Source organism: Streptomyces sp. ISL-43, assembly GCF_018614195.1.
Classification (GTDB): Bacteria; Actinomycetota; Actinomycetes; order Streptomycetales; family Streptomycetaceae; genus Streptomyces.
On sequence record NZ_JAGGOT010000042.1, the window covers coordinates 116,705 to 142,553 of the forward strand.

Consider the following 25,849-nt stretch of genomic DNA (forward strand, 5'->3'; position numbering starts at 1 on the left):
GGGGCCCATGCTGCCGGATGACGGCGCCGGGCCCCAGGGCGGCTACTCCTCGCCCGCGGCGATCGTCTCGTGGTGACGAATTACTTCGGCGATGATGAAGTTCAGGAGCTTCTCGGCGAAGGCGGGGTCGAGCTTGGCGTTCTCGGCGAGTTGGCGCAGCCGGGCGATCTGGCTGGCCTCGCGGCCCGGGTCGGCCGCGGGCAGCTGGTGGCGGGCCTTGAGGTGGCCGACCTGCTGGGTGCACTTGAAGCGCTCGGCGAGCATGTGCACCACGGCCGCGTCGATGTTGTCGATGCTGTCCCTCAGACGGGCCAGCTCGGCGGTGACGTTCTCGTCGATGTCGCTGGTGTTCATGGTTCCCGAGAATACGTGGCGCGCGGAAGTGTTTCCTCGGCCAGTCGACCAGTGAGACGGCCGGTGCCTTCCTGCCCGCGGTGCCGTGTCCGGGTCCGGTCGATCTGTACGGATCGGCCGGGATCGTGCCGGCGGACGCACTCGGGCGGCGGTCCGGGGTGCGGCGCCGAACGCCACGGGCCGGCCCGGGGGCCGGTTACAGCGGGAGGATCGCCGTGACCAGCCAGCCGCCTTCGGGGGCGGGGCCGGCGGTGAGGGAGCCGCCGAGGGCTTCGGCCCGTTCGGCCATGCCGACGAGGCCGTAGCCGCCGCCGCGGGCGTTCTCGGAGAGCCTGGCGGAGCGGCCGCCGTCGTCGGCGATGCGGACTTCCAGGCCCGGCGGGACGGTGCGCAGGCCGATCCGGACGGCGGTGGCGGTCGCGGCGTGCTTGCCGATGTTGGTGAGGGCTTCGAGGACGATGCGGTGGGCGGTGGCGGCGACGTCGGCGGGGAGCCTGGTCTCCAGGCCGTCCTCGATGTAGAGGACGACGGGCGGGCCGGTCACGGCGAATCGTTCCGTCAGCCCCCGGATCTCGCGAAGGCCGGCGACGGGGGCGATGCCGGCCCCTGATCCTGCGCCCGGGCCCGGGCCCGCGCTGCCGTCCTCGGCGCCCTCACGGAGGATCTTGACGAGGCGGCGCATGGAGCCGAGCGCCTCGTCCCCGGCGTTCTCGATGCGGCCGAAGATCTCGCCGGCGCGTTCGGCGGAGACCTTGGTGTAACGGGCGGCCCGCGCCTCGACCACGATACCGGTCACGTGGTGGGCGACCAGGTCGTGGAGCTCGCGCGCCAGCTCCAGGCGCTCGGCGCTGCGGACGGCGCGCAGCTCGCGCAGGCGCTGGCCGGACTGCAGGCGCAGCAACAGCGAGAACGCGCCTACGACGACGGCGAGCACGGAGAAGAGCAGCGTGAACCGGCCCGGGTCCGTGTCGCGGACGGGCACCGCCATGCAGCCGAGACCGAGCAGGGGGCCGAGGACGGCGGCGGTACGGACGGGGGCGCGCAGCAGCACCTGGCTGAGGAAGAAGAGGAGGGCGATGGCCTCGCCGCCGCCCCAGACCACGATGGGGTGGTTGCCGAAGATCAGCAGGAGCGTGACGGTCCAGGTGACGGCGGCGGCGAACCAGGCGCGCGCGAGGAGCGGGATCCCGGGCCAGGGCGCGGCGCTGAGGCAGACGAGGATGCCGGACACCCAGACGGCGGCGTGCGGGACGCTGGGCCGGCGGGCGAGGACGACGCCCTCGAAGGTGACGAGGGCGAGGAGGGTGACGGAGAGGAAAACGCGGATCCAGTCCGCGGCGTAGGGGTGACGGCGGGCCCATGGCGCGAGCGGGCTCACGCGTGCCGCCTGGCCGTACGCCGCCCCGCGCGGGTGGCTCCACCGGTGGTTCGCGTGGCTCCGCCCGGGGCGCGGGGGCTTCGGCGGGGCGCGTTCCCGGGGGCGCTGCCCGCACCCGTGGGGGCCGGTGTGGTCGGGAGCGCTGCGCGTCGGCCTCCCGGGGCGCCGCCCCTGACCCCGCGCCTCGAACGCCGGCGGGGCTGAATTCGCCCGGCATTGTCCGGAGGACGGCCGGGGCGGGTGCGGCCGGCGATGGGAACGCGGCGGAGGCGGAGAGCATCGGCAGCGGAACGCCCGTAGCGGTGGGCACGGTCGGTGACGCGCCCGTCGGCGGTGGGCGCCACGATCGAGAGCGCGTCGGGATGCCGGCCAGGCGGCACCCCCGGACCCAGCCACGCACCGAAGCGAGCTCCCGGCACGCCCGGACCCCTGCCGGGCCGCACCCCCGGAGGCAAACGCACGCCAAGGCGGGCTTCGCTCACGCCGGGGTGCCCGCCAGGCCGCTTTCCCAGGCCCAGGCGGCGATTTCGACGCGGTTGCGGGCGTCCAGTTTGGCCTGGACGTTGGCCAGGTGGGTCTTGACCGTGGAGAGGGAGACGAAGAGTTCGCCGGCGATCTCGGCGTTGGTCAGGCCGCGCGCGAGGCAGCGTACGACTTCGCGCTCCCGGTCGGTCAGCGGCTCTGCCGGGCGGCGGGCCGCCTGGGCGGCCGGGGTTCGGGGGGCCATTTCGCGGAGCAGCCGGACGGTGATGGCGGGTGAGACGAGGGAGTCCCCGACGGCCGCGGCCCGGACCGCTTCAACCAGCATGGCCGGACTCGCGTCTTTGAGGAGGAAGCCGGACGCTCCGCCGTGGAGTGCCGCGTGGACGTACTCGTCGAGGTCGAAGGTGGTGACGATGACGATGCGGGGGCGGTCGCTGCCGGAGAGCCTGCGGGTGACTTCGAGCCCGTCGAGTTTGGGCATGCGGATGTCGAGGAGCAGGACGTCGGGCCGGTGTGCGGCGACGGCTTCGAGGGCGGCTTCGCCGTCGACGACGTCCGCGACGACCTCGATGTCCGGCTGGCTCTCGAGGATCATCCGGAATCCGGTCCTGACCATCTCCTGGTCGTCCGCGATGACCACTCTGATCGCCATGTGCTGCCTGCCCCACTGTCGCCCGCTGCCTGTGCGTTCCCGGTCCTGCCGGTTCTCCCGGGCCTCCCGGGCCTCCCGGTCTCACCAGCTTTCCCGGCTGGTGGGTTCCTCCCATGGGACCTTCGGCCCCCGGGGCCCGCAACCGCGCGGCGGATCGCCGGGAGCTTGCCGCGGGGCCGGAACGGCGCTGTCGCGGCCTCGCGGTACTCCGGTCGACCTTACGTACATTCGGGGCATAGCGCCTCGTCCTTCCGGCCCATGCGCACCGCACATGGGCCGGAAGGACGGGGGTGAGCGAGGTGCGGGTACGGGTCGGAGCGGGGTGTCAGAGGCTCGCGGCCGCGCTCTTGATCGCTCCGGCGAAGGTGGAGACCTCGGTGTAGACGCCGGGGTAGTCGGGGCGGGCGCAGCCCTCGCCCCAGCTGACTATGCCGACCTGGATCCAGGCGTTCGCGCTGTCGCGGCGGAACATGGGGCCGCCGGAGTCGCCCTGGCAGGTGTCGACGCCGCCCGCGTCGAAGCCGGCGCAGATCTCCTCGGCGGGGACCAGGGAGCTGCCGTAGGAGGCCTGGCACGAGGCGTCGGAGACGAAGGGAACGGTGGCCTTGCGCAGGTAGCGCTGCTGGGCGCCGCCTTCGCGGGTGGCGCCCCAGCCGGCGACGGTGAAGGTGCCGTTGTCGTAGGCCTTGGTGTCGGCGATCTTGAGGGTGGGCAGGTTGATGGGCTTGGCGAGCTTGATGAGGGCCCAGTCCTTGCCCGTGCCGTTGTAGCCGGGGGCCTGGAGGACCTTGGTGGACTTGACCTTGATGGCGCTGGAGCTGTTGAGGTCGACGACCCCGGCGGTGACGGTGATGGAAGTGTTGTTTCCGGAGCCGCTCACGCAGTGGGCGGCGGTGAGGACGATCTGCTGGCTGTAGAGGGCGCCGCCGCAGCCCATGGAGAGGCGGACCATGAAGGGGAACTCGCCCTGGGCGGCGCGGGTTCCGCCGACGACGGGGGCCGGGGAGGCGGTGGCGGAGCCGGGCTGGAGGCTGACGGCCGCGAGGGCCACCGCGCCGACGGCGAGGGTGCGCTTGAGGGCACTGGCAAGGGTGGACACAGTCGACACACTGCCTTTCGTGGGGGGTTGGGCCGTGCGCGTCATCGGGTGAATGACGGGGACATGACACACCGCACACGGGGACGCCATCAAGAACGCGTTTTCGGACAACTTCCGGCAGGAGGCGCCTCATGACGCAGAACGGTCGGCACAGCAGCCCGGTCCAGCACGGATTTCCGCATCTGGAGACGGTCCGGGAGGCCATTACCGCACTGTTCCGGCGGCTTTCCGACGACGGGGTCCGCGCCTACGACACGCCCTTCGCCCCCGCCGACGCCGCGTTCGGCGACGCCGACGACCTGTACCTCGGCGCGCACCGGGTGGCTTCCGCGATGGTCCGGGCACTGCGGCTGCCCGACGCGCGCGTCGTGGTGAGCTTCCGCGAGATGCGGGACGCGGCCGGCGTGGAACTGGCCGCCGGGCCCGAGTACTTCGTCGAGGTCAACGACCGCTTCCGCACGCACCGCCGCGATCTGGCGGCCGCCCTCGCCCACGAGGTCACGCACGTCCTGCTGCACCGACTGGACCTGCGCTTCCCCACCACCGCCGGCGACGAGATCCTCACCGACACCGCCGCCGCCTACCTCGGGGTGGGCTGGCTGCTGCTCGACGCCTACCGGGAGGACGAGCTCAGCCACCAGAAGCTCGGCTACCTCACCCCGGAGGAGTTCGGCTTCGTCCTCGCCAAGCGCGGGCGGTTCCTCGGCGGCGAGGACCTCTCGGCGTGGTTCACCAGTCCGCAGGCGTACGAGGCGTACGTGCGCGGCCGCGCCCTGGCCCGACGGGACCTGCGCCGGGCCCCCTTGGCGGCCGCCGGCCGGTCGGAGCGGTGGCGCTACGCCCGGGACCGCAGGGCGGCTCCGGCCCCGCCGGGGCACGGGGCGGCGTACCGCTTCGAGGAGCACGCCGACGGGCTGCGGGTGAGCTTCCCTTGCCCGGTGTGCGAACAGCGGCTGCGTCTGCCGGCGGGCCGCGGGCCGCTCCGGGCCCGCTGCGGGCTGTGTCACACGGTGCTGGACTGCGACACCTGAGCGCCGGGAGAAAGGAGGGCAACGGGAGCAAGGGGAGCGACGTGCGCGACATGAGCAACGCGAACGACACGAGCGCTCATTCGCCGCACCCTCCGCCGCCGCTCCCGCAGCCGTCTCCCCCGCCGCAGCCCCCGTCGCCGCCTCCGCTGTCGCCGCCGCCACGCGGCCCGGGCTTCGCCGCGGCCTGGCGGTTGGCCACGATGAAGATCACGCCCCAGCCGAGGACGGTCATGGCCAGGACTATCAGGAAGGCTACGACTCCGCTCATGGGGGCGGTGTGCCCGGCCCTCGCGGCCGGCACACACCCCTCCGCCGGCGCCTTCACGCCGGCGGCCGTCAGTGCGCCGGCGACCGCGCGATCGCGTTGACGGCGGCCCAGCCGAAGGCCATCGCGGGCCCGATCGTCGCGCCCGGCCCCGGGTAGGTCTCCCCCATCACCGCCGCCGAGCAGTTGCCCGCGGCGTAGAGGCCCTCGATCGGCGAAGAGTCCTCGCGCAGCACCCGCCCGTCGGTGTCGGTGACGAGTCCGCCCTTGGTGCCGATGTCTCCCGGGTGCACGGGGACCGCGTAGAAGGGGCCCTTTTCGATCGGCGCCAGGTTCGGGTTGGGCAGCGTCGGGTCGCCGTAGTAGCGGTCGTAGACGCTCTCCCCCCGCCCGAAGTCCTGGTCGACGCCCGCCGCGGCGAAGGTGTTGAAGCGGCCGATCGTGGCGGGCAGGCCGGGGGCGGAGATCGCGCGGGCCAGTTCCCCGACGGTGTCGGCCTTCTTCACGAAGCCGCTCTCCAGCCAGTTCTTCGGGAAGGGCCGGCCGGGGAAGAGGCCGGTGAAGAGGTACCGGGACTTGGAGCGGGCGTCCAGGACGAGCCAGGACGGTACGGTCGTCGCCCCGGGCCGGTCGGCGGCGTACATCCGGTCCACGAACGCGTGGTAGGGCAGGGCCTCGTTGGCGTACCGCTCCCCCGCCTCGTTGACGATGACCATCCCCGGGATGCCCCGGTCGGCGACGAGGAAGAAGGGCTTCTCCCCCGGCGGGCACACCGACGGCGCGCCCCACACCTTGTCCAGCAGGTCGGTGGCGGCCCCCAGTTCCTCACCGAGCCGCAGGGCGTCGCCGCTCTGGCCTTCCGAGGCGTGCGTCCACGCCGTGGACGTGGGCGCGGGCAGGTGCTTCTCGCGCAGCGCCTGGTCGTGCGAGAACCCGCCCGAGGCCAGCACCACTCCGCCCCGGGCCGCCACGGTCACCTCGCGCCCTCCGCGCAGGACCCGTACGCCCGTCACCCGCCCGGCCGGGTCCGTGGCCAGGCCCGTCAGCGGCGCCGACAGCCACAGGTCGCCGCCGAGCCGGTCCAGGGAGAGCCGCATGCGGGCGATGAGCGCCTCGCCGAGGGAGAGGAGCCGCTTGCCGGTGGCCAGCGCCTTGACCGCGCGCAGGCCGACCCGGACGGACCTCCTCCTGCCGGCCCAGGTCCGGCCGACCATGTTCAGGAAGCGGAAGTCGTAGGAGGTCATGGTCAGCCCGTACGTGGGCAGTCCGGCACGGCGCATGGAACCGGCCAGGTCGCCGAGCCGTTTGAAGTCGACGATGCACGGCTCGATGGAGCGGCCCTGGGCCATGCCGCCCTGGGCCTCGGGGAAGTAGTCCGAGTAGCCGGGGGTGTACATGAAGCGGATCTCGGTGCGGTCGTGGAACTCCTTGACCATGCGCGGCCCGTGGTCGAGGTACGCGTCCTTGCGCGCGTCCGGGACCCTGTCGCCGACGGTGGCGTCGAGGTAGGCGCGGGCCTTCTCCCGGCTGTCGGCGAGGCCGGCCCGGTCGAGGTGGAAGGTGCCGGGGACCCAGATCGCGCCGCCGGACAGGGCGGTGGAGCCGCCGTACTTGTCGGTCTTCTCGACGACGAGGACGCTCAGGCCCCGCAGCCGGGCGGTGACGGCGGCGGCGAATCCGGCGGCGCCGGAGCCGACGACCACCACGTCGTAGGCGTGCTCACTTGTCATCCGAAGGCTCCCGTGGCGTAGTCGCTGCGGTAGTACAGCAGGGGTGATCCGCCGTCGCGGGCGGTGAGTTCGAGGACCCGGGCGGTGACGAGGTAGTGGTCGCCCGCCTCGTGCACGTCTTCGAGGGCGCAGTCGACGGTGGCGAGGGCGCCGGTGACGCGGACGGCTCCGTGGGCGGAGAGCTCCCAGTCGACGTCCGCGAATTTCTCCTCGCCCCGCCGGCCGAGGGCTTCGCACACCGCGCGCTGCTCCTCGGCGAGGATGCTGACGCCGAACCGTCCGGCGGCCCGCACCTTGGGCCAGCTGGAGGAGCCCTTCCCGACGCAGAGCAGGACCAGCGGCGGGTCGAGGGAGAGGGAGGCGAAGGACTGGCAGGCCAGCCCCGCCGGACGGCCGTCGTCCGCGAGGGCCGCGACGACGGTGATGCCGGAGGCGAAGGCTCCGAGGACCTCCCGGAAGGCGGCGGGGTCCACCGGGTCCCGCCCGGCGGGGCCGTGCCCGTCCCGGGCCGGCGAGGAGGTGGTCAGCCGTTCCACTGGTGGCCCCAGAAGCTGTCCGCGGTGATCTCCTTCGCGGTCCAGGTGGCGGGGTCGACGAGCAGCCCGTCCCAGCCGTATTCGACCTGGAAGCCGCCGGGGGCCTGGGCGTAGAAGGACACCATGTGGTCGTTGGAGTGCCGGCCGAGGGTGGAGGCGATGGGGATGCCGGCTTTGTTCATGCGGTCGAGGCAGTAGCCGACGTCGTCGAGGGTCTCCAGCTCGACCATGAAGTGGACGATGCCGGGCGGCAGCGCGCCCGGGTAGAGGCCGAGGCTGTGGTGGCGGCGGTTGGGGCTGAGGAAGTGCATCCAGTGGAAGTCCCGGCCGCTCTCGCCGGTGGGGACGGCGACCGGAGGCAGCCGCATCGAGTCGCGCAGCTGGAAGCCGAGGAGGTTCTCGTAGAAGTCGAGGGTGGCCTCGGTGCGGGCGGCGGGCAGGACGACGTGGCCGAGCCCCAGGTTGCCGTGGGGGCCGTCGGTGACGAAGCGGTTGCCGTACGGGGTTCCGAGCGGGCCGTGGTCCTGGGCCTGGCCCCAGTAGATCTCCAGGGGGTTGCCGCTGGGGTCCTCGCAGTGGATGAGGCCCTGGACGCGGCGGTCGGCGAGGGTCGCGTCGTCGCCCTGTTTGACGGCGTGGCCGGCGCTCTCCAGTTCGGCGGCGGCTTCGTGCAGGGCGCGGGCGTTCGCCACTTCGAAGCCGGCGGCGAGCAGCCGGTCGTGGGCGCCGGCGACGAACTGGAAGCGGTGCGTGCGGTCGTCGATGCGGACGTTGAGGCGGCTCTCCGTGGTGCCTTCGGCCTCGACCATGCCGAGGATGTCGAGCACGTAGGTGCGCCAGGCGGCGAGGTCGGCGGTCTCGATGCGGAGGTAGCCGAGTGCGCGGATGTCCATGGGGTCTCCGTTGAGGCGGGTCAGTGGAGGAAGAAGTCGGTGGCGAGGCGGTTGAACTCGTGGGCGGCCTCGGTCTGCGCCCAGTGCCCGCAGTGCGGGAAGACGTGCAGGCGGGCGTCGGGGATGGTCTTGAGGGCCAGGAAGGCCCCGTCGACCGGGTTGACGCGGTCCTCGCGGCCCCAGGTCAGCAGCACCGGGCGGCTGATGCGGTGGGCTTCGCGCCAGAGCATGGTGGCCTCGGGCCACTTGGCGAAGGAGGCGCCCATGCGGGCGTTGCCGAGCTTGGCTTCGGGGTCGGTGGCCTGGGCGTAGCGCTCCTCGACGAGGGCGTCGGTGACGATCGCCGGGTCGTGGGCGAGGGTGGTGAGGAAGGTCCGCATCTGTTCGCGGGTGGGCTCGGGGGCGAGGCTGAACTCGAAGAGCCGCTTGATGCCTTCGGTGGGGTCGGCTGAGAAGAGGTTGAGCGAGATGCCGCCGGGGCCCATGAGGAGGAGTTTGTCCACGCGGCCGGGGTGGTCCAGGACGAGTCGGGTGGCGGTGCCGCCGCCGAGGGAGTTCCCGATGAAGTTCGCCCGCTCGATGCCGAGTTCGTCCATGAGGGCGAGGACGGCGTTCGCGCTGAAGCTGAAGTAGTCGCGGTCGGGTTCGGGTTTGTCGGAGCGGCCGTAGCAGGGCTGGTCGACCAGCAGGGTGCGGAAGCGGTCGGCGAAGTGGGGCAGGTTGCCGCCGAAGTTGGACCAGCCGGAGGCGCCGGGACCGCCGCCGTGCAGCATGATCACGACGGGGCCGTCGAGGGGGCCGGCCTCGTGGTAGTGCAGGGTCAGGCCGCCGGCAGGGGCGGTCTTGGACGTGTTCTCGTAGGAGAGGGCCCGCGCGCTCACAACATCGTGTCCTGGATGTCGAGGCCGAGTGCGCCCTGGCCGAAGAGGACCAGGGCCCGCTCGGGGTCGTTGGCGGCGTGGCCGCGGCCGGTGTGGACGTCGCGCCAGGCGCGCTGGACGGGGTTGGCGCCGGTGCGCATGGCGCCGCCTCCCGCGTTCTCCATCAGGAGGTCGACGGCGGCGACGCAGCGCTCGGTGGCGAGGACCTGGTCGCGGCGGGCGCGGGTGCGCAGCGGCATCGGGAGTTCCTCGCCGCGTTCGGCGAGGGCGTAGAGCTCGCTGATGTTGCGCTGGAGCTGGAGCCAGGAGGCGTCGATGTCGCTGGCGGCGCGGGCGATGCGGACCTGGGCGAAGGGGTCTTCGGCGACCTGCTGGCCGTAGGAGATGCGGAAGCGTTCGCGGGTCGCGGCGACGTAGCCGTCGTAGGCGCCTTCGGCGATGCCGACGACGGGGGTGGAGATGGTGGTGGTGAAGACGGAGGCGTACGGGAGCCGGTAGAGCGGTTCGGGGTTGATCCGGTGGCCGGGGACCTGCAGGGCGGTGACGGGGCCGAAGCTGAGGGCGCGGTGCTCGGGGACGAAGACGTCCTCGACGACGATGTCGTTGGAGCCGGAGCCGCGCAGGCCGACGGTGTCCCAGACCTCGTCGACGCGGTACTGGGAGCGCGGGACCAGGAAGGTCCGCATGTCGACGGGGCGGCCTTCGGTGTCGGTGACGAGTCCGCCGAGCAGGGCCCAGTCGGCGTGGTCGCAGCCGGAGGAGAAGTGCCAGCGCCCGCTGACGGTGAATCCGCCGTCGACGGGGGTGACCTTGCCGGTGGGGGCGTAGGAGGAGCAGATCCGGGTGTCCTGGTCCTGGCCCCAGACCTCTTCCTGGGCGCGGGGGTCGTAGAGGGCGACGTGCCAGGGGTGGACGCCGACGACGGAGGCGACCCAGCCGGTGGAGCCGCAGGCCTTGGCTATCTCCTTGACGGCGGCGTAGAAGAGGGCCGGATGGGCCGCGCGGCCGCCGTGCGCCTTGGGCTGGAGCAGCCGGAAGAATCCGGTGGCGGCCAGTTCCTTGATGCTCGCCTCGGGAACCTTGCGCTGCGCTTCGGCCTCTGCGCTGCGCTCGCGCAGGGCGGGGGCGAGGGCGCGGACCGCTGCGAGGACCTCTTCGTCACTCATGGTGTCCCCTTCTCAAATCAAAGGATCTTCGGGTGTTCGGGATCGATGGCGAGGAACGTACGCCGGGCGATCCGGGCGCGGAACGAGCTGTTCCCGCTGAGTGGGAAGCCCCTCTCGGCTTCCGGAACGACTCGAAACGACTACTCGAAGTATTACTGAATGAAATACACCTCTCCGGGTGCTTCCCTCCGGCCGGGGGCGCGTGGCAGGGTCGCCCCAACGCCTCACTCAGGGGGTTTTCTCGATGCTCGACCAGGCCATGGAGACAGCGCCCGCACCGCTGTCGCTGCTGGAGAAGGCCGCGAGGGTGCTGAACGCCTTCGAGGGTCCACAGCCGCGGCTGTCGCTCACCGAGGTCGTGCGCCGCTCCGGAATCCCACGCTCTTCCGCCCATCGGATCCTCGACCAGCTGGTGCACTTGCGCTGGCTGGACCGCGAGGGCCGGGACTACCGCATGGGCATGCGCATGCTGGAACTGGGCGCGCTCGCCTCCCACCACAACCGGCTGCGCCGGGCAGCGCTGCCGCTGCTGCACGAGCTGCACGAGCAGACGGGCCGGGTGGTGCACCTGTCGGTGCTCGACGGGGCCGAGGTGGTGTTCCTGGAGCGGATCGGCGGTTCGGAGGCCACCACGGTGCCCTCCCGGGTCGGTGGCCGGATGCCCGCGTACTGCACGGCCACCGGCAAGGCGATCCTGGCGTTCAGCGATCCGGCCGCCGTGGAACACGTCCTCGCGCAGGGGCTGCGGCCGCGCACCGCCCGCACGCTGACCCGGCCGCTCGCCCTGCGGTCGGAGCTGGCGGCGGTCCGCGAGCGCGGGGTCGCCTACGACCGGGAGGAGAGCTTCCGGGGCATCTCCTGCGTGGCCGCGCCGCTACGGGGTGCCGGGCGGGCCGTCGCCGCCGTGTCGGTGTCCTCGGGCCGCGGCGACCGGGAGCCGGCCCGGCTGGCACCGGCGGTACTGGCCTGCGCGCGGGCGGTGTGGCGGGAGCTGTACGGGCCGGGCCGGCCGGGGCGGGCCGCCGCCGCGCCGGCCCGGGATCCGGAGCCGGCCGTCTCCTCGCAGGCGATGGACAACATGATGGGGTGGCTGCGGTTCAGCGAGTGGATGTAGTGGGTAGTGGTACTCCATCGCACGAATGAAGGATCCGGGCCCGACCCCTCGCCAGGGGGCCGGGCCCGGATCCTTTTCCTTGGGCGCGGCTCAGTCTCCGTCGTAGGTGATCCGGACCCGGTCGGCGAGGGGCAGTGCCTGGCAGGCCAGGACGTAGCCGTCGGCCAGGTCCTCGCGGTCCAGGACCTCGTTGCGGACCATCTTGACCTCGCCCTCCAGCACCCGGCAGCAGCAGGCGCTGCAGGCGCCCTCGCGGCAGGAGTACGGAGCGGGGACGCCCGCGGCGAGCAGCGCGTCGAGGAGCGGGGTCCCGGCCGGCCAGGCCACGGTGTGCACGGCCCCGTCGAAATCCACCTCGGCGGTGGCGCCCCCGTCTCCGGGATCCGCCCGGGACTCCGGCGGGGCCGGCGCCGGGGCGAAGACGTCGCCGCTCAGGGAGAAGTACCGCTCGCGGTGGACGGAGCCGTCCGGGGCGCCGGCCGCGCGCAGGGCCGTCCCGGCGGCGTCCATCAGCGGGGCGGGCCCGCACAGGTAGGCCTCGCGGTCCGCGTACGGGGCCACGAGCGGGCCCAGTTGCGCGGCGGTCGGCAGCCCCTGGAGGTTCTCCAGCCAGTGCAGGACCGTGAGCCGCCCGGGGTGTTCCTCGGCCAGCCCCCACAGCTCGTCGCGGAAGATCACCGCCCCGGGGTCCCGGTTGGCGTACACCAGCGCGACCCGGCCCCGGCCGGCCGCGAGGGCCGACTTGGCGATGGAGAGCACCGGGGTGATCCCGCTGCCGCCCGCCACCAGCAGCAGGTCCCGGTCCAGGTCGGGCGGGGTGAAGGTGCCGGCGGGCGGCAGGACCTCCAGCTCGTCGCCGACGGCCACGCTCCCGCAGAGCCAGCCGGAGCCCGCGCCGCCGGGGACCCGCTTGACGGTGATCCGCAGCGGGTCGCCGGTGTGCGGCGAGCCGGCCAGGGAGTAGCAGCGGGCCGCCCCGCCCGGGATCCGGACGGTGAGGAACTGCCCGGGGCGGTACGGGAGTCGCGCGTCGAGGACGAGGGAGACCGCGTCGGGGGTCTCCTGGACCCGCTCCGTGACGCGGACCGGCACCGCGCCGGGGGCTCCGCCCACGGCCGGAGCCGGAGCAGGGGCCGGAGCAGGGGCCGAACCCGGAGCAGGAGCCGGAGCCGGAGCCGGGGCCGCGCTCCGGGGCGGTGCCGCGCGGGGCGACGTAAGCCCGTCGGTGTCAGACATCGGCCGGCACCTCCAGGCGGCCCTCCAGGACGGCCGCCTCGATGCCCTCGCGCAGGGCTCCGCAGGAGCGGACGCGGGCGCTGAGCCCGCCCGCCGCGACCTCGGCGGCGATGCGCGGGCAGACGGCGGCGGCCTCGTCCGTCCACTGGACCTGGGTGTGGGCGGGGCTGAACTTCTCGCACAGCACCCGGGTGCCGCACTCCCCGCACACGACCGGGGTCATCACCGGGCCCCGGCCGCGCGGCGGGCGAGGTTCTCGGCGACTTCGGCCTTCCAGGCGGCGGTGGCCCGGGTGGTGTCGATCTCGAACTCGAAGCGGCGGACCATCTCGTCCTTGACGTCGGCGGTGTCGACGTAGAACTGCTCGTACCAGCGGCGGAGCTGGTAGACGGGGCCGTCCTCCTCGGTGAGGAGGGGGTTGTCGATGCGGGTCTTGTTCTTCCAGATCTCGACGTCCTGCTCGAAGCCGACGGCGAGGCCTTCGGAGGTGAGCCGGGCCGCCTCCGCGGCCTGCTCGCCGCTCATGCCGGGGAGCTTCTTGACGATGGCCCCGTACATGAGCATGAAGCTGTTCTCGTCGATCGGGTAGTGGCAGTTGATGAGGACGGATTCGAGTTCGGTGCCTCCGCCGACGTCGCTCCACAGTTTGTCGATCATGTACGAGGGGCCGTGGTAGGAGGCGTCGGAGCGCAGGCCGCCACCCGTGGAGAGGGTGCCGAGGTCGACGTCTCCGCGCGGGGTGGACTCCATGTACTGGGTGGCGACGTGCCCGTCGAAGACGTTCTTGAAGTAGTGCGGGAAGGCGTAGTGCACGTAGTAGAAGTGCGCCATGTCGACGACGTTGTCGACGATCTCGCGGCAGTTGGAGTTCTCGACGCGCAGGGAGTTCCAGCTCCAGTCGCTCCACTCGGGGTCGCCGACGCCCTCGATGACGGGGATCGTGACCTCGGGCGGGGGCGGGTTGCCCTGCGGGTCGTGCCATACGTAGAGCTGACCGTTGCGTTCCAGGGCGGTCCAGGCGCGGGTCTTGGCGCGCGGCGGGACGCGGCGGGCGTAGGGGACGGCGGCGCAGCGGCCGTCGCCGGACCAGCGCCAGTCGTGGAAGGGGCAGGCGACGGTGTCGCCCTTGACGGTGCCGTGGGCGAGGTTGCCGCCCATGTGGGGGCAGTAGGCGTTCAGGACGCTCAGCTCGCCGCCGCCTCCTCCCGTCGTGGACTGCCCTTGGAAGACGACGAGCTTGGTGCCGAAGGCCTGCACCTCGTGCGGGCTGCCGTCCTTGAAGGCGGCGGCGAGGCCGAGGCAGTGCCAGCCCCGGGCGAACCGGGTCGGCACGGCGGCCGCTTCGATGACACGGGGCGCTTCCTCTGCCGGGGTCGTCAAGGTCATGGGTGGCCCTCCACTTCGTTGGGGTGACGGCGGGGTGGTGCGCAGTGCCGTTCGGCGGGTACGGGTTGCCGGGGCTCCTCCCCGGCCCCCTCGTCGGGGGCGCCTCCCGGCGGTGGCCGCCGGTGTTCGAGGCGCGGTGGTGAAGCGCGCGGCTCAGCGCCCGGCGGCGAGTTCGACGGCGATGTCGATGAGCTGGTCCTCCTGGCCGCCGACGAGCCCGCGTTCGCCCGCGCGCAGCAGGATGTGCGCGCCGGAGACCCCGTAGCGCTCTGCCTGGCGGTAGGCGTGCTTGAGGAAGCTGGAGTAGACGCCGGCGTGGCCCATGAGGAGGGCCATGCGGTCGAGTCGGCACTCCTCGTCCATGACGGGGCGGACCACGTCCTCGGCCGCGTCGATGATCTTCAGGACGTCGATGCCGGTGCGGATGCCCATCTTCAGGCAGACGGCGGCGAAGGCCTCGACGGGCGTGTTGCCCGCGCCCGCGCCGAGGCGGCGGGTCGAGCCGTCGATCTGGAGCGCGCCGGCGCGGACGGCGGCGACCGAGTTGCCCACGCCCAGGCCGAGGTTCTCGTGGCCGTGGAAGCCGACCTGGGCGTCGTCGCCGAGTTCGGCGACGAGCGCCGCGACCCGGTCGGTGACGTCGTCCATGACCATGGCGCCGGCGGAGTCGACCACGTACACGCACTGGCAGCCGGCGTCGGCCATGATCCGGGCCTGGCGGGCGAGGTTCTCCGGGGTGGTGGAGTGGGCCATCATCAGGAATCCGACGGTCTCCAGGCCCATCTCGCGGGCGAGCCCGAAGTGCTGGACGGAGATGTCGGCCTCGGTGCAGTGGGTGGCGATCCGGCAGATCTGCCCGCCGCCCGCGTGCGCGGCGCGGATGTCGTCCTTCACGCCGAGGCCCGGCAGCATCAGGAAGGCGATCTTCGCGTTCCGGGCCGTGTCGGCGGCGATCTTGATGAGTTCCTGTTCGGGGGTCTTGGAGAAGCCGTAGTTGAAGGAGGATCCGCCGAGTCCGTCGCCGTGCGCGACCTCGATGACGGGGACGCCCGCGCCGTCGAGGGCGGCCACGACGGACCGTACGTCCTCGCCGGTGAACTGGTGCCGCTTGGCATGGGAGCCGTCGCGCAGCGAGGAGTCGGTGATCCGGATGTCCAGGGTGCCGGAGTACGTCGTATCCGTACGTGTGCTCACGCGAGCAGTCCCTTCGCGAACTCCTCGCCGACCTTGGTGGCGGCGGCGGTCATGATGTCGAGGTTTCCGGCGTAGGGCGGCAGGTAGTCGCCGGCGCCCTCCACCTCCAGGAAGATCGCGACCCGGGCCATCCCGCCGCTGAGCGGCGAGGGGTCGTCGAACTGCGGCTCGGCGCGCAGCCGGTAGCCGGGTACGTAGGCGGCCACGTCCGCGGCGGTCCGCTTGACGGAGGCGGTGATGGCCTCGCGGTCGGCGTCGGCGGGGATCGCGCAGAAGACGGTGTCGCGCATGATGACCGGGCCCGCGGCGCCGGTCGCTGATGTCTCCGTGGCGGGGTTGAGGATGATGATGGCCTTGCCGCGGGCGGCCCCGCCGATGTCCTCGATGCCCCGGGCGGTGGTGCGCGTGAACTCGTCGATGTTGGCGCGGGTGCCGGGGCCGGCCGATGCGGAGGCCACCGAGGCCACGATCTCGGCGTAGGCGACGGGGACCACGCGGGAGACGGCGTACACCATGGGGATGGTGGCCTGGCCGCCGCAGGTGATCATGTTGACGTTGGCCCGGTCGAGGTGGGCGGTCAGGTTGGCGGGCGGCACGACGGCGGGGCCGACGGCGGCCGGGGTCAGGTCGACGGCCTTGATGCCGAGTTCGGCGTAGCGCGGCGCGTTCGCGCGGTGCACGGAGGCGGAGGTGGCCTCGAAGACCAGGTCCGGCAGCTCGTCCTGGGCGAGCAGCCAGTCGACGCCCTCGTGGGAGGCGTCGAGTCCGGCGCGGCGGGCCCGGGCGAGGCCCTCGCTGTCGGGGTCCACGCCGATCATCCAGCGGGGTTCGATGTACGGGGAGCGCTGGAGTTTGTAGAGCAGATCGGTTCCGATGTTCCCGGAGCCGACGATGGCGGCGGTCGCTTTCGTCTTGATCGTGATCACCTCGGAGCTTCAGCAGAAGGAGAGAGACACCGGGCCGAGCCCGGTGAAGTCGGCGGTGTACGTCCGCCCGGCGGTCACGTCCACGGCGCGGGTGCAGGACCCGGGCAGGATCAGGTGGCCCTTGCGCAGTCCGACGCCGAAGCGGGCGACGGTGCGTGCCAGCCAGGCGACGGAGGCGGCGGGGTCGCCGAGCACGGCGTCGCTGCGGCCGCTCGCCAGGGTTTCGGGGCCGCTGGTCAAGGTGGCGTCGATCGCTTTGAGGTCGAGCTCGCGCGGATCGCGCCCTTCCCCGATGGCGTATCCGGCGGAGGAGGCGTTGTCGGCGATGGTGTCGGCGATGGCGATGCGCCAGTCGGCGATCCGGCTGTCGATGAGCTCCAGGGCGGGGACGACCCGCTCGGTCGCGGCCAGGACGTCGGCGGCGGTGCAGCCCTCGCCGGGCAGGTCGGCGCCGAGGACGAAGCCGACCTCGACCTCGACGCGCGGCGCGCAGTACGCGGCGGCGGGGACCGGCGTGTCGCCGCGCAGCTCCATGGTGTCCAGCAGGTGCCCGTAGTCGGGCTCGTCCACGCCCATCATGGCCTGCATGACCGGGGAGGACAGGCCGACCTTGTGGCCGGTGATCCGCTCGCCGTTCGCGAGGCGGTGGCGGATGTTGAGGAGCTGGATCCCGTACGCGTCCTCGGCGTCGATGCCGGGGAAGCGGGTGCTGAGCGGTGCGACGGGCGTCCGCCCGTGTTCGGCGGACCGCAGCAGTTCAGCGACGCGGAGCCGGTGGCGGTCCGAGAGCATGTGCGCTCCTTGCGGGAGGGGCGGATTCGGTGCGGCGAGGCTAGACGGCCCGCCTCCGGCGCCGGGAGGCCGTTTTCCCGGTCACCGGGAAAGGCCGCTGGATAGGAATCTGCTTGCTCCGGGCAACCTCCGCGGCGGTTCGGAGGTCTTAGTTGCGGCTCGCGATTGCGCCACCGCGCACGAGCCCCCGGGCCCAGCCCGGAGCACTGCCGGAACACCAGCAAAGAGAGCTCCATGAACATGCGCCGCACCCTGGCGACCCTTGCCGCGACGATCGTCGTGGCACCTGCCGTACTGATCGCGGCGCCCGCCGCCGTCGCCCAGCCGGCCGCGGCGACGCCGGTCGCCGCCGATCCCTTCGCCTCCTGCGCGCAGTGGACGGTGACCGACGAGCGGACCACCTCCGAGCTGGTGGGGTTCCCGACCCGGCTCGTCGCGGGGACCTGGTCCGCCTTCACCTTCCGCACGGTCAACACCTCCGCGAGCCCGCTGAAGGCGGTGGGCGCGAACGTGGACGCCTCGGCCTCCGCGAGCGACACGTACGCGGAGCTCAAGATCACGACGCAGTGGTACGACAAGGCCGCGAAGAAGTGGCAGACGATGCCCCACGCCTCGAAGTTCGCCACGATCGGCGGGACCCTGAAGCCCGGCGCCCGCGCCGACGTCAAGATGCGCGTCCGGGCCGACGTCAAGTCCAAGGCCGGGCAGGGGTTCGCCTTCGACTACGGCCGGTACGCCGGCAAGGACGGCGTCTGCGGTTTCGCGCGGACGATCCACGAGTACGACTTCGAGGTGGTGCCGGCCGCACCCGCCCCGAAGCCCGTCACGCGCTGACACGTTGAGGCGTTGACGCGCTGACACGTTGGGGCGCTCACGCAGCGGCCCCGCGCCGGCCGCGCTCGTACGCGGCCGGCGCGGGGCCGCGGGCCGAAGCCGGGGGCCACGAGCCAGGAGCCCGGGCCCCCTCCGGTCACCGCGCCCCGTACACCGGCTGCGGCCGCTCGGACTCCGCGAGGAGTTTCACCGCCGCCTCCCCCGCGTCCGACGGGGTCCACCTCGCGCCGCGGTCCGCCGTGGGTCCCGGCCGCCAGCCCTCCATCACCGTGATGCGTCCGCCCTCGGTCTCGAAGACCCGGCCCGTGACCCCGGCCGACGCGTCGGAGCCCAGCCAGACCACCAGCGGTGACACGTTCTCCGGAGCCATCGCGTCGAAGGCCCCGGCTTCCGGGGCGGCCATGGTGTCCGCGAAGGCCCGCTCCGTCATCCGGGTCCGCGCGGCCGGGGCGATCGCGTTCACCTGGACCCCGTAACGGCCCATCTCCGCCGCCGACACCAGTGTCAGTCCGAGGATCCCGGCCTTGGCCGCGCTGTAGTTGCCCTGGCCCACCGAGCCGAGGAGCCCCGCCCCCGAGGACGTGTTCACGACCCGCGCGGCCACTTGGCGGCCTTCCTTCGCCTCCGCCCGCCAGTAGGCCGCCGCGTGCTTCAGCGGCAGGAAGTGCCCCTTCAGGTGCACGCGCGTCACGGCGTCCCAGTCGTCCTCGCACAGGTTCACGAGCATTCGGTCGCGCAGGAACCCGGCGTTGTTGACCAGCGTGTCCAGGCGTCCGAAGGCCGAGACGGCCGTCTCGACCAGCGAGGCCGCGCCCTGCGTCGTCGCGATGTCCCCGCCGTGGGCCACCGCTTCCCCGCCCAGCGCCTGGATCTCGGCGACCACGAGCGCCGCCGGGCCGTCCGGTTCCGGCCGGCCGTCGAGACCGACTCCGAGGTCGTTCACCACCACGCGCGCGCCCTCCGCGGCGAAGGCCAGCGCGTGGGCCCGGCCCAGTCCCCGTCCCGCGCCCGTCACGATGACCACACGGCCTTCGGCAAGTCCCAGTCGGGTAGGACCGGCCGGTCGCCCGGACCGGTCCCCCCTCAGAACCGGACGTGCGCCTCTCAACGCATCCGGCTCAAGCGGGCCATCGGCGTGCTCAGTCATGGTTGTTTCTCCAGTCTCTGGGTTTGGTGTCCTCCGGCGGCATGGTGCCGCCGGTGGCATTCCGCGTGAATGAGTTCAAGGTTCTTCTTGTCGTCCGAGCCGCCCTGGCTCCGATGAATGACGTGGTGGACGTGCGTCCCCCGCGTCGACGCCGTGAACCAGCGCACCCATTCGCGGGCGCTCTGAGGTTCGTAGCTGTCACCGGCTACCAAGTCGTGACCGCAGTGCGGGCACAGGCCCTTCTGTCGCACCGCCAGGAGGACGCGGGTCTTGCCGTCGGCCTGTGGGTGCGGGCGACTTCTTCGCCTGCCCGCCCAATACGTGGTCAGACTCGGGTCGTCCTTCGATGCCCGGCCCTTGACTGCCACACGCCTGACGATCTTGGTCTCGGAGAACCGGTGGAGTCTGTTCCCGGTCTCCCGGTCGCCGAATATCCACTGGTTACGACTACCTGGAAGGAAGGCCCCCCAGTACCGGGCGGCGATCCATTTGTGGCCCTTTTTGCGGTGCCTTCGCACAGCCCAGCGCCACAACAGTTTCCACATATATTCGTCGACTTTTCCAAATGTGCCCTTGGAGACGACGCCGCGATAGTAAGTCGACCATCCTCGGATGATCGGGTTCAGCCGGTAGATAAGGTCCGCTACCGGAGCCCCCGCCATGCGCCGGACGATCTCTTTAATCTCGCGCTTTCTTCGCCTCACGGCATCCCGGTTAGGCTTGATGATCATTTTGTCGTTGTACCGGCGGACGTTGAAACCGAGGAAGTCGAAGCCTTCTTCGAGGTGGACCACTTTGGTCTTCTCCTCGTTGAAGGCCAGCCCCCGGGGCTTGAACCATTCCTCCAGACGCGACTTGACACCCGCCGCCTCTTCCCTCGTCGCGCACAGCGCAACAAAGTCATCGGCGTACCTCACCAGAACTGGAGCCCTCCGACCCGCGACTGTCTGCTTGTCCGAAAGTGCTCCTGCCGCCTCTTCCATCCCGTGCAGGGCGATATTGAGAAGGAGCGGGCTGATGACTCCCCCCTGCGGAGTGCCTTCCTCCGTCGGGGCGAACCCTCCGCCCTCCATGACCCCCGCTTTGAGCCATCGCAGGACCATGCCCCTACCGGGGAAGTCCCCAATCGCCCTCATCAGGTGCCGATGGTCGATCCGGTCGAAGGCCGCTGACAGATCCGCATCGAGGACCCACAGCCTCCGCGCGCGCTTCTTCGCAGAGACGTTGAAGATCGTCACGATGGCATCGTGGCAGCTCCGCCCGGGACGGAAGCCGTAGCTCCGCGCCTCGAAACGGGCCTCCCACTCAGGTTCGAGGGCGTTCTTCGCCCTGGCCTGGTGGACCCGGTCCCTGATCGTTGGGATACCGAGCGGCCGTTCCTTCCCGTTCGCCTTCGGGATGTACACACGGCGGACCGGCTTGACCCTGAGCCCAGACTCGGCAGCAATCTCCGAAACCAGTTTCGCCCTGCCCCGATGGGTCAGAGCACGCTCGCCGTCAATGCCGGCTGTCGCCTTGCCCGTGCTGAGCTGGGTCACTCTGCGCACGCTGGAGAGCGTGTTCGAGTGGGAGCGCAGCATGAGTTTCTGGAGGTTCCGAACCTGTTTGAGGTCCCCCTCCTGAGACGCCTTGAAGATCCTCTGTCGCAGACGCACGACGTTCCGCTCGGTCTCGGGCCAGTCGATGTCAGCCCAGTACCGATCGAACTCGTCTGAGGTTCCGTTCCCTGGTTCAGGAATAGCCACTCCGATAGTTTCCAGCGTTTCCATTCCACCTCCAGTATCTAACTTGCGCCCCAGTTAATGCTTCCAGAAGTTCCACTTCTTCGGCCTACCTGTTCCGCGTCGGCTCCCTTTCGGGCCCGGCATTCGCCGGTATCTGTCGAGTTATGGGCGGTGGAGGAGTCCCCGTAGTCCGCTCGTTTCCTCTTGGTTTTCACCTGACAGCATTCGCTTCCCGGAACATCCTGTCCCGCAAGGGAAGTGGGCCTTCGTTACCTCCGGCTTACCGGCCGAAGCCGGACCCTTACGGGGTTTCCACGTTCCGCCGCAACAAGATGCGGCCGGTGAGGAAGCCCCCTTTGCACCGAGGTCAGCGGTGATCCAGCGCTGAGGTGACAAGCCCCAGCACCCGCTTCATGCCTCTCAACGCGGGACCTTTCCGCCGCCGATTGCAGACCATGACGCGACGTGGAGTTAACGATGCGTAACTATGGGGGTTCACTTTCGTTCTTCCTTCCGACCTTTCCCTCACCTGTGGTTCGCGATGGCCCGCAAACTCTTGGGCTTGAATCCCCGCGCTCAGCACCCCGCCGTTGCCAGCGACGCACCCGGGGGTGGGAACCGGCCTTGATCACTGGCCGGAGGCCATAACTGACTCCTTTCCTGGCCTACTTGTTACGGCGACCTCGTGTCGCACTGTCAGCTCTCCTTGTTCGCAGTTGCCGCATCCAAAAACGCCGGGCGCTCGCCGCCCCCGTGCACGAGCAGGCTCGCGCCGCTCACGTACGCCGCCCGGTCGGAGGCCAGGAAGACCGCCGCGTCGCCCACGTCCGAGGGCTCGGCCAGCCGCCCCAGCGGGACGGTCGCGCCGACCGCCGCGATTCCGCTCTCGTCGCCGTAGTGCAGGTGCGAGAGCTCGGTCCGCACCATGCCCAGGACCAGCGAGTTGACCCGTACCTCGGGGGCCCACTCGACGGCCATGGAGCGGGCCAGGTTCTCCAGTCCCGCCTTCGCCGCCCCGTAGGCCGCGGTCCCCGGCGAGGGCCGGGTGCCGCTGACGCTGCCGATCATCACGACCGAGCCGCGCGCCTCCCGCAGCCACGGGTACGCGGCGAGCGAGGCGGTCATCGGGGCCACCAGGTTCAGCTCGACGACCCTCGCGTGGCGTTCCGCCTCGCCCTCGCCGAGCAGCCGGTACGGGGTCCCGCCGGCGTTGTTGACCAGGCAGTCGAGGCGGCCGCGGCGCCGGGCGACCGATCCGAAGAAGTCCTGTACGGCGGCCGGATCGCGCAGGTCGAGGGCGGCATAGGACGCCGAACGGCCGTCCACCGCCACCGGTTCCTCCGGCGGCCGGCGCGCACAGACGACGACTTCGGCGCCCGCCGCGAGGAACGACCGCGCGATCCCGGCGCCGACGCCCCGGGTTCCGCCGGTGACGACCACAACCCTCCCGTTGAGCTCCATCGGCTGCTACCTTCCTCACCTAACAAATGTTTGGTGGAAAGGTAGCTGATCCGCTCATGGGTGTCTCCACCTCAAGCCCCGACAAGGGCATCGCACTCGTCACAGTCGACTTCCCGCCCGTCAACGCACTGCCCGTGCAGGGCTGGTACGACCTCGCCGACGCCCTGCGCGCGGCCGGCCGGGATCCCGAGGTCCGGTGCGTCGTCCTCGCCGCCGAGGGCCGCGGCTTCAACGCCGGCGTCGACATCAAGGAGATGCAGCGCGACACCGGCCACGCCTCGCTCATCGGCGCCAACCGGGGCTGCTACGAGGCCTTCGCCGCCGTGTACGAGTGCGAAGTGCCGGTCGTGGCGGCCGTGAACGGCTTCTGCCTCGGCGGCGGGATCGGCCTGGTCGGCAACGCCGACGCCATCGTCGCCTCCGACGACGCGACCTTCGGTCTGCCCGAGCTGGACCGGGGCGCCCTCGGCGCCGCCACCCACCTGGCCCGGCTCGTACCGCAGCACATGATGCGCACCCTGTACTACACCTCGCGCACCGCGACCGCCGCCGAACTGCACGCGCACGGCTCGGTCTGGAAGGTGGTCCCGCGCGGAGAACTGCGGGGGGCCGCCCTGGAGCTGGCCGCCGAGATCGCCAAGAAGGACGGCTATCTCATCCGGCTCGCCAAGGCGGCCATCAACGGCATCGACCCCGTGGACGTGCGCCGCAGCTACCGCTTCGAACAGGGCTTCACCTTCGAGGCCAATCTCAGCGGTGTCGCCGACCGGGTCCGCGACACCTTCGGCAAGGAGGGACCGGCATGACCGGCCAGAGCGACAAGACGATGACCGCCGACGAGGTGGTCGGGCGGCTGAGCAGCGGGATGACCATCGGCATCGGCGGCTGGGGTTCGCGGCGCAAGCCCATGGCCCTGGTGCGCGCGCTGCTGCGCTCCGAGGTCACGGACCTCACGGTGGTCTCGTACGGCGGCCCCGACGTCGGCCTGCTCGCGGCCGCCGGGAAGATCGCGAAGCTGGTCACCCCCTTCGTCACCCTCGACTCCATCCCCCTGGAGCCCCACTACCGGGCTGCCCGCGAGAGCGGCGCCTTCCCCCTCACCGAGCTCGACGAGGCCATGTTCATGTGGGGCCTGCACGCCGCCGCCAACCGGCTGCCCTTCCTCCCCGTCCGCGCCGGCCTCGGCTCCGACGTCATGCGCGTCAATCCCGGGCTGCGCACCGTCACCTCCCCCTACGCCGACGGCGAGGAGTTCGTCGCCGTCCCCGCGCTGCGCATGGACGCGGCCCTGGTCCACCTCAACCGCGCCGACCGGCACGGCAACGCCCAGTACCTGGGCCCGGACCCGTACTTCGACGACCTGTTCTGCGAGGCCGCCGACGCCGCGTACGTCAGCTGCGAGCAGCTCGTCGAGACCGCCGAGCTCTCCAAGGCCGGCCCCCCGCAGTCCCTGCTGGTCAGCCGCCACTCGGTCACCGGGGTCGTGGAGACGCCGAACGGCGCCCACTTCACCTCCTGCGTCCCCGACTACGACCGGGACGAGGCCTTCCAGAAGCTGTACGCGACCACCCCCTGGCCCGAGTTCGCCGAGCGCTTCCTCTCCGGCGGCAGCGAGCACGCCTACCGGTCGGCCGTCCAGGCCTGGCACGAGGAGCAGCAGTGAGCGGCACGACCACCACCATCAGCCGAGCGGAGTACTGCGTGATCGCCTGCGCCGAGGCCTGGCGCGACAACGGCGAGGTGCTGGCCAGCCCGATGGGCCTGGTGCCCTCCTTCGGGGCCCGGCTGGCGAAGCGGACCTTCTCCCCCGACCTGCTGCTGACCGACGGCGAAGCCATGCTGGTCGGCCTCGACGGGACGGCCGAGGGCTGGCTTCCGTACCGCCGCCATCTGACCATGGTCACCGGGGGGCGCCGGCACGTGATGATGGGCGCCAGCCAGATCGACCGGTTCGGCAACCAGAACATCTCCTGCATCGGCGACTGGGAGCAGCCGGCCCGCCAGCTCCTCGGGGTGCGCGGCGCTCCCGTGAACACCCTGAACAATCCGGTGAGCTACTGGATCCCCAGGCATTCGACCCGGGTGTTCGTCGAGCGCGTCGACATGGTGAGCGGAGTGGGCTACGACCGCGCCGAGGCGGCCGGGGTGACCCGCTTCCACCGGCTCCCCCGGGTGGTCAGCGACCTCGGCGTCTTCGACTTCACCGGCCCGGACCACTCCATGCGCCTGGTCTCCGTGCACCCGGGCGTCACGGTGGAGCAGGTCCGGGCGGCCACCGGCTTCGAACTGGCCGCCTCGGACGAGGTTCCGTACACCCGGGAGCCGGGTGCCGAGGAGCTGCGGCTGATCCGGGAGGTCATCGACCCCAAGGGGCTGCGCGACCGGGAAGTGCGGGTCTGATCCGATGGAGACGGCGTTCACCAAGCTGGTCGGGGTCCGGCATCCGATCGTGCAGACGGGCATGGGCTGGGTGGCGGGTCCGCGCCTGGTGTCGGCGGCGGCGGACGCGGGCGCGCTCGGCATCCTGGCCTCGGCGACGATGACGATGGACCAGCTGCGGGCCGCGGTCCACGAGGTCAAGTCCCGTACGGACGCCCCGTTCGGGGTCAATCTGCGGGCGGACGCCGGGGACGCGGCCGAGCGCGCCCAGCTGATCATCGACGAGGGCGTCCGGGTGGCATCGTTCGCGCTCGCCCCGTCCAAGGAGCTGATCGCGCGGCTCAAGGACGCGGGCGTGGTCGTGATCCCCTCGATCGGGGCCCGCCGGCACGCCGAGAAGGTCGCGGCGTGGGGTGCGGACGCGGTGATCGTCCAGGGCGGCGAGGGCGGCGGGCACACCGGCGACGTGGCCACGACGGTGCTGCTGCCGCAGGTGGTGGACGCGGTCGACATCCCGGTGATCGCGGCGGGCGGCTTCAGCGACGGCCGCGGCCTGGTCGCGGCGCTGGCCTACGGTGCCGCCGGCATCGCCATGGGCACCCGGTTCCTGCTGACCTCCGACTCGACCGTCCCGGACGCGGTCAAGGCCGAGTACCTGAAGGCCGGCGTCAAGGACGTCACCGTCACCACGGCCGTCGACGGGCTCCCGCACCGGATGCTCCGCAGCGAGCTGGTCGCGTCCCTGGAGCGGGCGGGCCGGGCGAAGGCGCTGGCCAAGGCGGTGCGGCACGCGGCCGGCTTCAAGAAGCTCTCGGGCCTGTCCTGGGCGCAGATGGTCCGCGACGGCCTCGCGATGAAACACGGCAAGGACCTGTCCTGGAGCCAGGTGCTGCTCGCCGCGAACACCCCCATGCTCCTCAAGGCTTCCATGGTCGAGGGCCGTACGGACCTCGGTGTCATGGCATCGGGCCAGGTCGCGGGCGTGATCGACGATCTTCCGTCGTGTGCGGAGCTCGTCACCCGCGTCATGACCGAGGCGCACACCGTGCTGGCAGCCCTGCACGGCCTGGGCTCCCCCCACCCCGGCCCCGCGCCCCCCCCCCCCCCGCCCCCCCCCCGCACCCCGCCCCCACCAGGGGGGTCCCCCCTCTCCGCGACCAGACTTGCCCCATGAGAGCCGTTCCCCAA

26 protein-coding genes are annotated in these 25,849 nt (G+C 71.8%); 7 read left to right on the forward strand and 19 right to left on the reverse strand.

The annotated features are described in order from the left end of the window. Nucleotides 1-42 precede the first annotated feature (42 nt). From J7F03_RS24390 to J7F03_RS24405, 4 genes are all read right to left on the reverse strand, one after another. The gene (locus J7F03_RS24390; protein ID WP_214952894.1) at nucleotides 43-354 is read right to left on the reverse strand and encodes a chorismate mutase; all 312 of its coding nucleotides are present in this window, start codon (nucleotides 352-354) and stop codon (nucleotides 43-45) included. 196 nt (nucleotides 355-550) lie between these two features. Then, nucleotides 551-1,732 (reverse strand): histidine kinase, encoded by a 1,182-nt coding sequence (locus J7F03_RS24395; protein WP_214952896.1) that lies wholly within the window; start codon nucleotides 1,730-1,732, stop codon nucleotides 551-553. Nucleotides 1,733-2,210: 478 nt separating this feature from the next. Next, nucleotides 2,211-2,867, reverse strand: a complete 657-nt coding sequence (locus tag J7F03_RS24400) for a response regulator transcription factor (RefSeq protein ID WP_214952898.1) — start codon at nucleotides 2,865-2,867, stop codon at nucleotides 2,211-2,213. 325 nt (nucleotides 2,868-3,192) lie between these two features. Next, complete coding sequence (locus J7F03_RS24405; protein ID WP_214952899.1) at nucleotides 3,193-4,011, reverse strand: serine protease; 819 nt, start codon at nucleotides 4,009-4,011, stop codon at nucleotides 3,193-3,195. A gap of 86 nt (nucleotides 4,012-4,097) precedes the next feature. On the opposite strand from J7F03_RS24405, the gene J7F03_RS24410 reads away from it, so the two are divergent. Beyond that, nucleotides 4,098-4,997, forward strand: coding sequence for a hypothetical protein (locus J7F03_RS24410; RefSeq protein ID WP_214952901.1), 900 nt, complete (start codon nucleotides 4,098-4,100; stop codon nucleotides 4,995-4,997). A 76-nt stretch (nucleotides 4,998-5,073) separates the two neighbouring features. Here J7F03_RS24410 and J7F03_RS24415 read toward each other — a convergent pair whose 3' ends face one another. The 6 genes from J7F03_RS24415 to hsaA all read right to left on the reverse strand — a co-directional run bounded on the left by J7F03_RS24415 (nucleotide 5,074) and on the right by hsaA (nucleotide 10,468). Continuing rightward, nucleotides 5,074-5,265, reverse strand: coding sequence for a hypothetical protein (locus tag J7F03_RS24415; protein ID WP_214952903.1), 192 nt, complete (start codon nucleotides 5,263-5,265; stop codon nucleotides 5,074-5,076). Nucleotides 5,266-5,333: 68 nt separating this feature from the next. Then, nucleotides 5,334-6,992 (reverse strand): FAD-dependent oxidoreductase, encoded by a 1,659-nt coding sequence (locus J7F03_RS24420; RefSeq protein WP_214952904.1) that lies wholly within the window; start codon nucleotides 6,990-6,992, stop codon nucleotides 5,334-5,336. Further along, nucleotides 6,989-7,528, reverse strand: a complete 540-nt coding sequence (locus tag J7F03_RS24425) for a flavin reductase family protein (RefSeq protein WP_308379942.1) — start codon at nucleotides 7,526-7,528, stop codon at nucleotides 6,989-6,991. Before J7F03_RS24425 ends, J7F03_RS24420 begins: the two co-directional genes overlap by 4 nt. Further along, nucleotides 7,516-8,421 carry a VOC family protein gene (locus tag J7F03_RS24430; protein ID WP_214952906.1) on the reverse strand — a complete coding sequence of 302 codons (906 nt, stop codon included), beginning with the start codon at nucleotides 8,419-8,421 and terminating at the stop codon, nucleotides 7,516-7,518. The genes J7F03_RS24425 and J7F03_RS24430 overlap by 13 nt, the downstream gene beginning before the upstream one ends. Nucleotides 8,422-8,441: 20 nt before the next feature. Further along, a complete protein-coding gene (hsaD, locus tag J7F03_RS24435) occupies nucleotides 8,442-9,302 on the reverse strand; it encodes a 4,5:9,10-diseco-3-hydroxy-5,9,17-trioxoandrosta-1(10),2-diene-4-oate hydrolase (RefSeq protein ID WP_214952908.1) in 861 nt (286 codons plus the stop codon). After that, the gene (hsaA, locus tag J7F03_RS24440) at nucleotides 9,299-10,468 is read right to left on the reverse strand and encodes a 3-hydroxy-9,10-secoandrosta-1,3,5(10)-triene-9,17-dione monooxygenase oxygenase subunit (RefSeq protein WP_214952910.1); all 1,170 of its coding nucleotides are present in this window, start codon (nucleotides 10,466-10,468) and stop codon (nucleotides 9,299-9,301) included. The genes hsaD and hsaA overlap by 4 nt, the downstream gene beginning before the upstream one ends. A gap of 244 nt (nucleotides 10,469-10,712) precedes the next feature. Between hsaA and J7F03_RS24445 the strand changes: the two genes are divergently transcribed. After that, nucleotides 10,713-11,582: an IclR family transcriptional regulator gene (locus J7F03_RS24445; RefSeq protein WP_214952912.1), complete on the forward strand. Its 870-nt coding sequence runs from the start codon at nucleotides 10,713-10,715 to the stop codon at nucleotides 11,580-11,582. 90 nt (nucleotides 11,583-11,672) lie between these two features. On the opposite strand, the gene J7F03_RS24450 is transcribed toward J7F03_RS24445, so the two are convergent. From J7F03_RS24450 to J7F03_RS24475, 6 genes are all read right to left on the reverse strand, one after another. Continuing rightward, nucleotides 11,673-12,695, reverse strand: coding sequence for a ferredoxin--NADP reductase (locus J7F03_RS24450; protein ID WP_308379943.1), 1,023 nt, complete (start codon nucleotides 12,693-12,695; stop codon nucleotides 11,673-11,675). A 115-nt stretch (nucleotides 12,696-12,810) separates the two neighbouring features. Further along, entirely contained in the window at nucleotides 12,811-13,041 is a 231-nt protein-coding gene (locus J7F03_RS24455; protein ID WP_214952916.1) for a ferredoxin, read from the reverse strand. Further along, complete coding sequence (locus tag J7F03_RS24460) at nucleotides 13,041-14,204, reverse strand: Rieske 2Fe-2S domain-containing protein (RefSeq protein ID WP_214952918.1); 1,164 nt, start codon at nucleotides 14,202-14,204, stop codon at nucleotides 13,041-13,043. The genes J7F03_RS24455 and J7F03_RS24460 overlap by 1 nt, the downstream gene beginning before the upstream one ends. Nucleotides 14,205-14,357: 153 nt before the next feature. Next, complete coding sequence (gene dmpG, locus J7F03_RS24465; protein ID WP_214952920.1) at nucleotides 14,358-15,398, reverse strand: 4-hydroxy-2-oxovalerate aldolase; 1,041 nt, start codon at nucleotides 15,396-15,398, stop codon at nucleotides 14,358-14,360. Further along, entirely contained in the window at nucleotides 15,395-16,321 is a 927-nt protein-coding gene (locus J7F03_RS24470; RefSeq protein WP_214952965.1) for an acetaldehyde dehydrogenase (acetylating), read from the reverse strand. Before J7F03_RS24470 ends, dmpG begins: the two co-directional genes overlap by 4 nt. A gap of 12 nt (nucleotides 16,322-16,333) precedes the next feature. Next, nucleotides 16,334-17,116 carry a 2-keto-4-pentenoate hydratase gene (locus J7F03_RS24475; protein WP_214952922.1) on the reverse strand — a complete coding sequence of 261 codons (783 nt, stop codon included), beginning with the start codon at nucleotides 17,114-17,116 and terminating at the stop codon, nucleotides 16,334-16,336. Nucleotides 17,117-17,350: 234 nt separating this feature from the next. Between J7F03_RS24475 and J7F03_RS24480 the strand changes: the two genes are divergently transcribed. Next, nucleotides 17,351-17,950: a hypothetical protein gene (locus tag J7F03_RS24480; RefSeq protein ID WP_214952924.1), complete on the forward strand. Its 600-nt coding sequence runs from the start codon at nucleotides 17,351-17,353 to the stop codon at nucleotides 17,948-17,950. Nucleotides 17,951-18,086: 136 nt separating this feature from the next. Here the strand turns inward: J7F03_RS24480 and J7F03_RS24485 are convergent, their stop codons facing one another. From J7F03_RS24485 to J7F03_RS24495, 3 genes are all read right to left on the reverse strand, one after another. Continuing rightward, entirely contained in the window at nucleotides 18,087-18,995 is a 909-nt protein-coding gene (locus J7F03_RS24485; RefSeq protein ID WP_251072416.1) for an SDR family oxidoreductase, read from the reverse strand. Nucleotides 18,996-19,093: 98 nt separating this feature from the next. Next, entirely contained in the window at nucleotides 19,094-20,866 is a 1,773-nt protein-coding gene (ltrA, locus tag J7F03_RS24490) for a group II intron reverse transcriptase/maturase (RefSeq protein ID WP_214952928.1), read from the reverse strand. A gap of 651 nt (nucleotides 20,867-21,517) precedes the next feature. Further along, on the reverse strand, nucleotides 21,518-22,282 hold the full coding sequence (locus tag J7F03_RS24495; protein WP_214952930.1) for an SDR family oxidoreductase: 765 nt from the start codon (nucleotides 22,280-22,282) through the stop codon (nucleotides 21,518-21,520). A 56-nt stretch (nucleotides 22,283-22,338) separates the two neighbouring features. On the opposite strand from J7F03_RS24495, the gene J7F03_RS24500 reads away from it, so the two are divergent. From J7F03_RS24500 to J7F03_RS24515, 4 genes are read left to right on the forward strand one after another with little or no spacing between them, the layout of a single operon-like run. Beyond that, nucleotides 22,339-23,088, forward strand: a complete 750-nt coding sequence (locus tag J7F03_RS24500; RefSeq protein ID WP_214952932.1) for an enoyl-CoA hydratase family protein — start codon at nucleotides 22,339-22,341, stop codon at nucleotides 23,086-23,088. Next, nucleotides 23,085-23,945: a CoA transferase subunit A gene (locus J7F03_RS24505; RefSeq protein ID WP_214952934.1), complete on the forward strand. Its 861-nt coding sequence runs from the start codon at nucleotides 23,085-23,087 to the stop codon at nucleotides 23,943-23,945. Before J7F03_RS24500 ends, J7F03_RS24505 begins: the two co-directional genes overlap by 4 nt. Further along, the gene (locus J7F03_RS24510) at nucleotides 23,942-24,682 is read left to right on the forward strand and encodes a CoA-transferase subunit beta (RefSeq protein ID WP_214952936.1); all 741 of its coding nucleotides are present in this window, start codon (nucleotides 23,942-23,944) and stop codon (nucleotides 24,680-24,682) included. The genes J7F03_RS24505 and J7F03_RS24510 overlap by 4 nt, the downstream gene beginning before the upstream one ends. Before the next feature lie 4 nt (nucleotides 24,683-24,686). Continuing rightward, a complete protein-coding gene (locus tag J7F03_RS24515; RefSeq protein WP_251072393.1) occupies nucleotides 24,687-25,835 on the forward strand; it encodes a nitronate monooxygenase family protein in 1,149 nt (382 codons plus the stop codon). The last annotated feature ends 14 nt before the right edge of the window (nucleotides 25,836-25,849 follow it).

Excerpts from the sequence above, each read along its gene's own strand:
- J7F03_RS24390 (WP_214952894.1), bottom strand. The coding sequence starts at position 354 with ATGAACACCAGCGACATCGACGAGAACGTCACCGCCGAGCTGGCCCGT.
- J7F03_RS24400 (WP_214952898.1), bottom strand. The coding sequence starts at position 2,867 with ATGGCGATCAGAGTGGTCATCGCGGACGACCAGGAGATGGTCAGGACC.
- J7F03_RS24405 (WP_214952899.1), bottom strand. The coding sequence starts at position 4,011 with ATGACGCGCACGGCCCAACCCCCCACGAAAGGCAGTGTGTCGACTGTG.
- J7F03_RS24410 (WP_214952901.1), top strand. The coding sequence starts at position 4,098 with ATGACGCAGAACGGTCGGCACAGCAGCCCGGTCCAGCACGGATTTCCG.
- J7F03_RS24415 (WP_214952903.1), bottom strand. The coding sequence starts at position 5,265 with ATGAGCGGAGTCGTAGCCTTCCTGATAGTCCTGGCCATGACCGTCCTC.
- J7F03_RS24420 (WP_214952904.1), bottom strand. The coding sequence starts at position 6,992 with ATGACAAGTGAGCACGCCTACGACGTGGTGGTCGTCGGCTCCGGCGCC.
- J7F03_RS24430 (WP_214952906.1), bottom strand. The coding sequence starts at position 8,421 with ATGGACATCCGCGCACTCGGCTACCTCCGCATCGAGACCGCCGACCTC.
- hsaA (WP_214952910.1), bottom strand. The coding sequence starts at position 10,468 with ATGAGTGACGAAGAGGTCCTCGCAGCGGTCCGCGCCCTCGCCCCCGCC.
- J7F03_RS24445 (WP_214952912.1), top strand. The coding sequence starts at position 10,713 with ATGCTCGACCAGGCCATGGAGACAGCGCCCGCACCGCTGTCGCTGCTG.
- J7F03_RS24455 (WP_214952916.1), bottom strand. The coding sequence starts at position 13,041 with ATGACCCCGGTCGTGTGCGGGGAGTGCGGCACCCGGGTGCTGTGCGAG.
- J7F03_RS24460 (WP_214952918.1), bottom strand. The coding sequence starts at position 14,204 with ATGACCTTGACGACCCCGGCAGAGGAAGCGCCCCGTGTCATCGAAGCG.
- J7F03_RS24475 (WP_214952922.1), bottom strand. The coding sequence starts at position 17,116 with ATGCTCTCGGACCGCCACCGGCTCCGCGTCGCTGAACTGCTGCGGTCC.
- J7F03_RS24480 (WP_214952924.1), top strand. The coding sequence starts at position 17,351 with ATGAACATGCGCCGCACCCTGGCGACCCTTGCCGCGACGATCGTCGTG.
- ltrA (WP_214952928.1), bottom strand. The coding sequence starts at position 20,866 with ATGGAAACGCTGGAAACTATCGGAGTGGCTATTCCTGAACCAGGGAAC.
- J7F03_RS24495 (WP_214952930.1), bottom strand. The coding sequence starts at position 22,282 with ATGGAGCTCAACGGGAGGGTTGTGGTCGTCACCGGCGGAACCCGGGGC.
- J7F03_RS24500 (WP_214952932.1), top strand. The coding sequence starts at position 22,339 with ATGGGTGTCTCCACCTCAAGCCCCGACAAGGGCATCGCACTCGTCACA.
- J7F03_RS24505 (WP_214952934.1), top strand. The coding sequence starts at position 23,085 with ATGACCGGCCAGAGCGACAAGACGATGACCGCCGACGAGGTGGTCGGG.
- J7F03_RS24515 (WP_251072393.1), top strand. The coding sequence starts at position 24,687 with ATGGAGACGGCGTTCACCAAGCTGGTCGGGGTCCGGCATCCGATCGTG.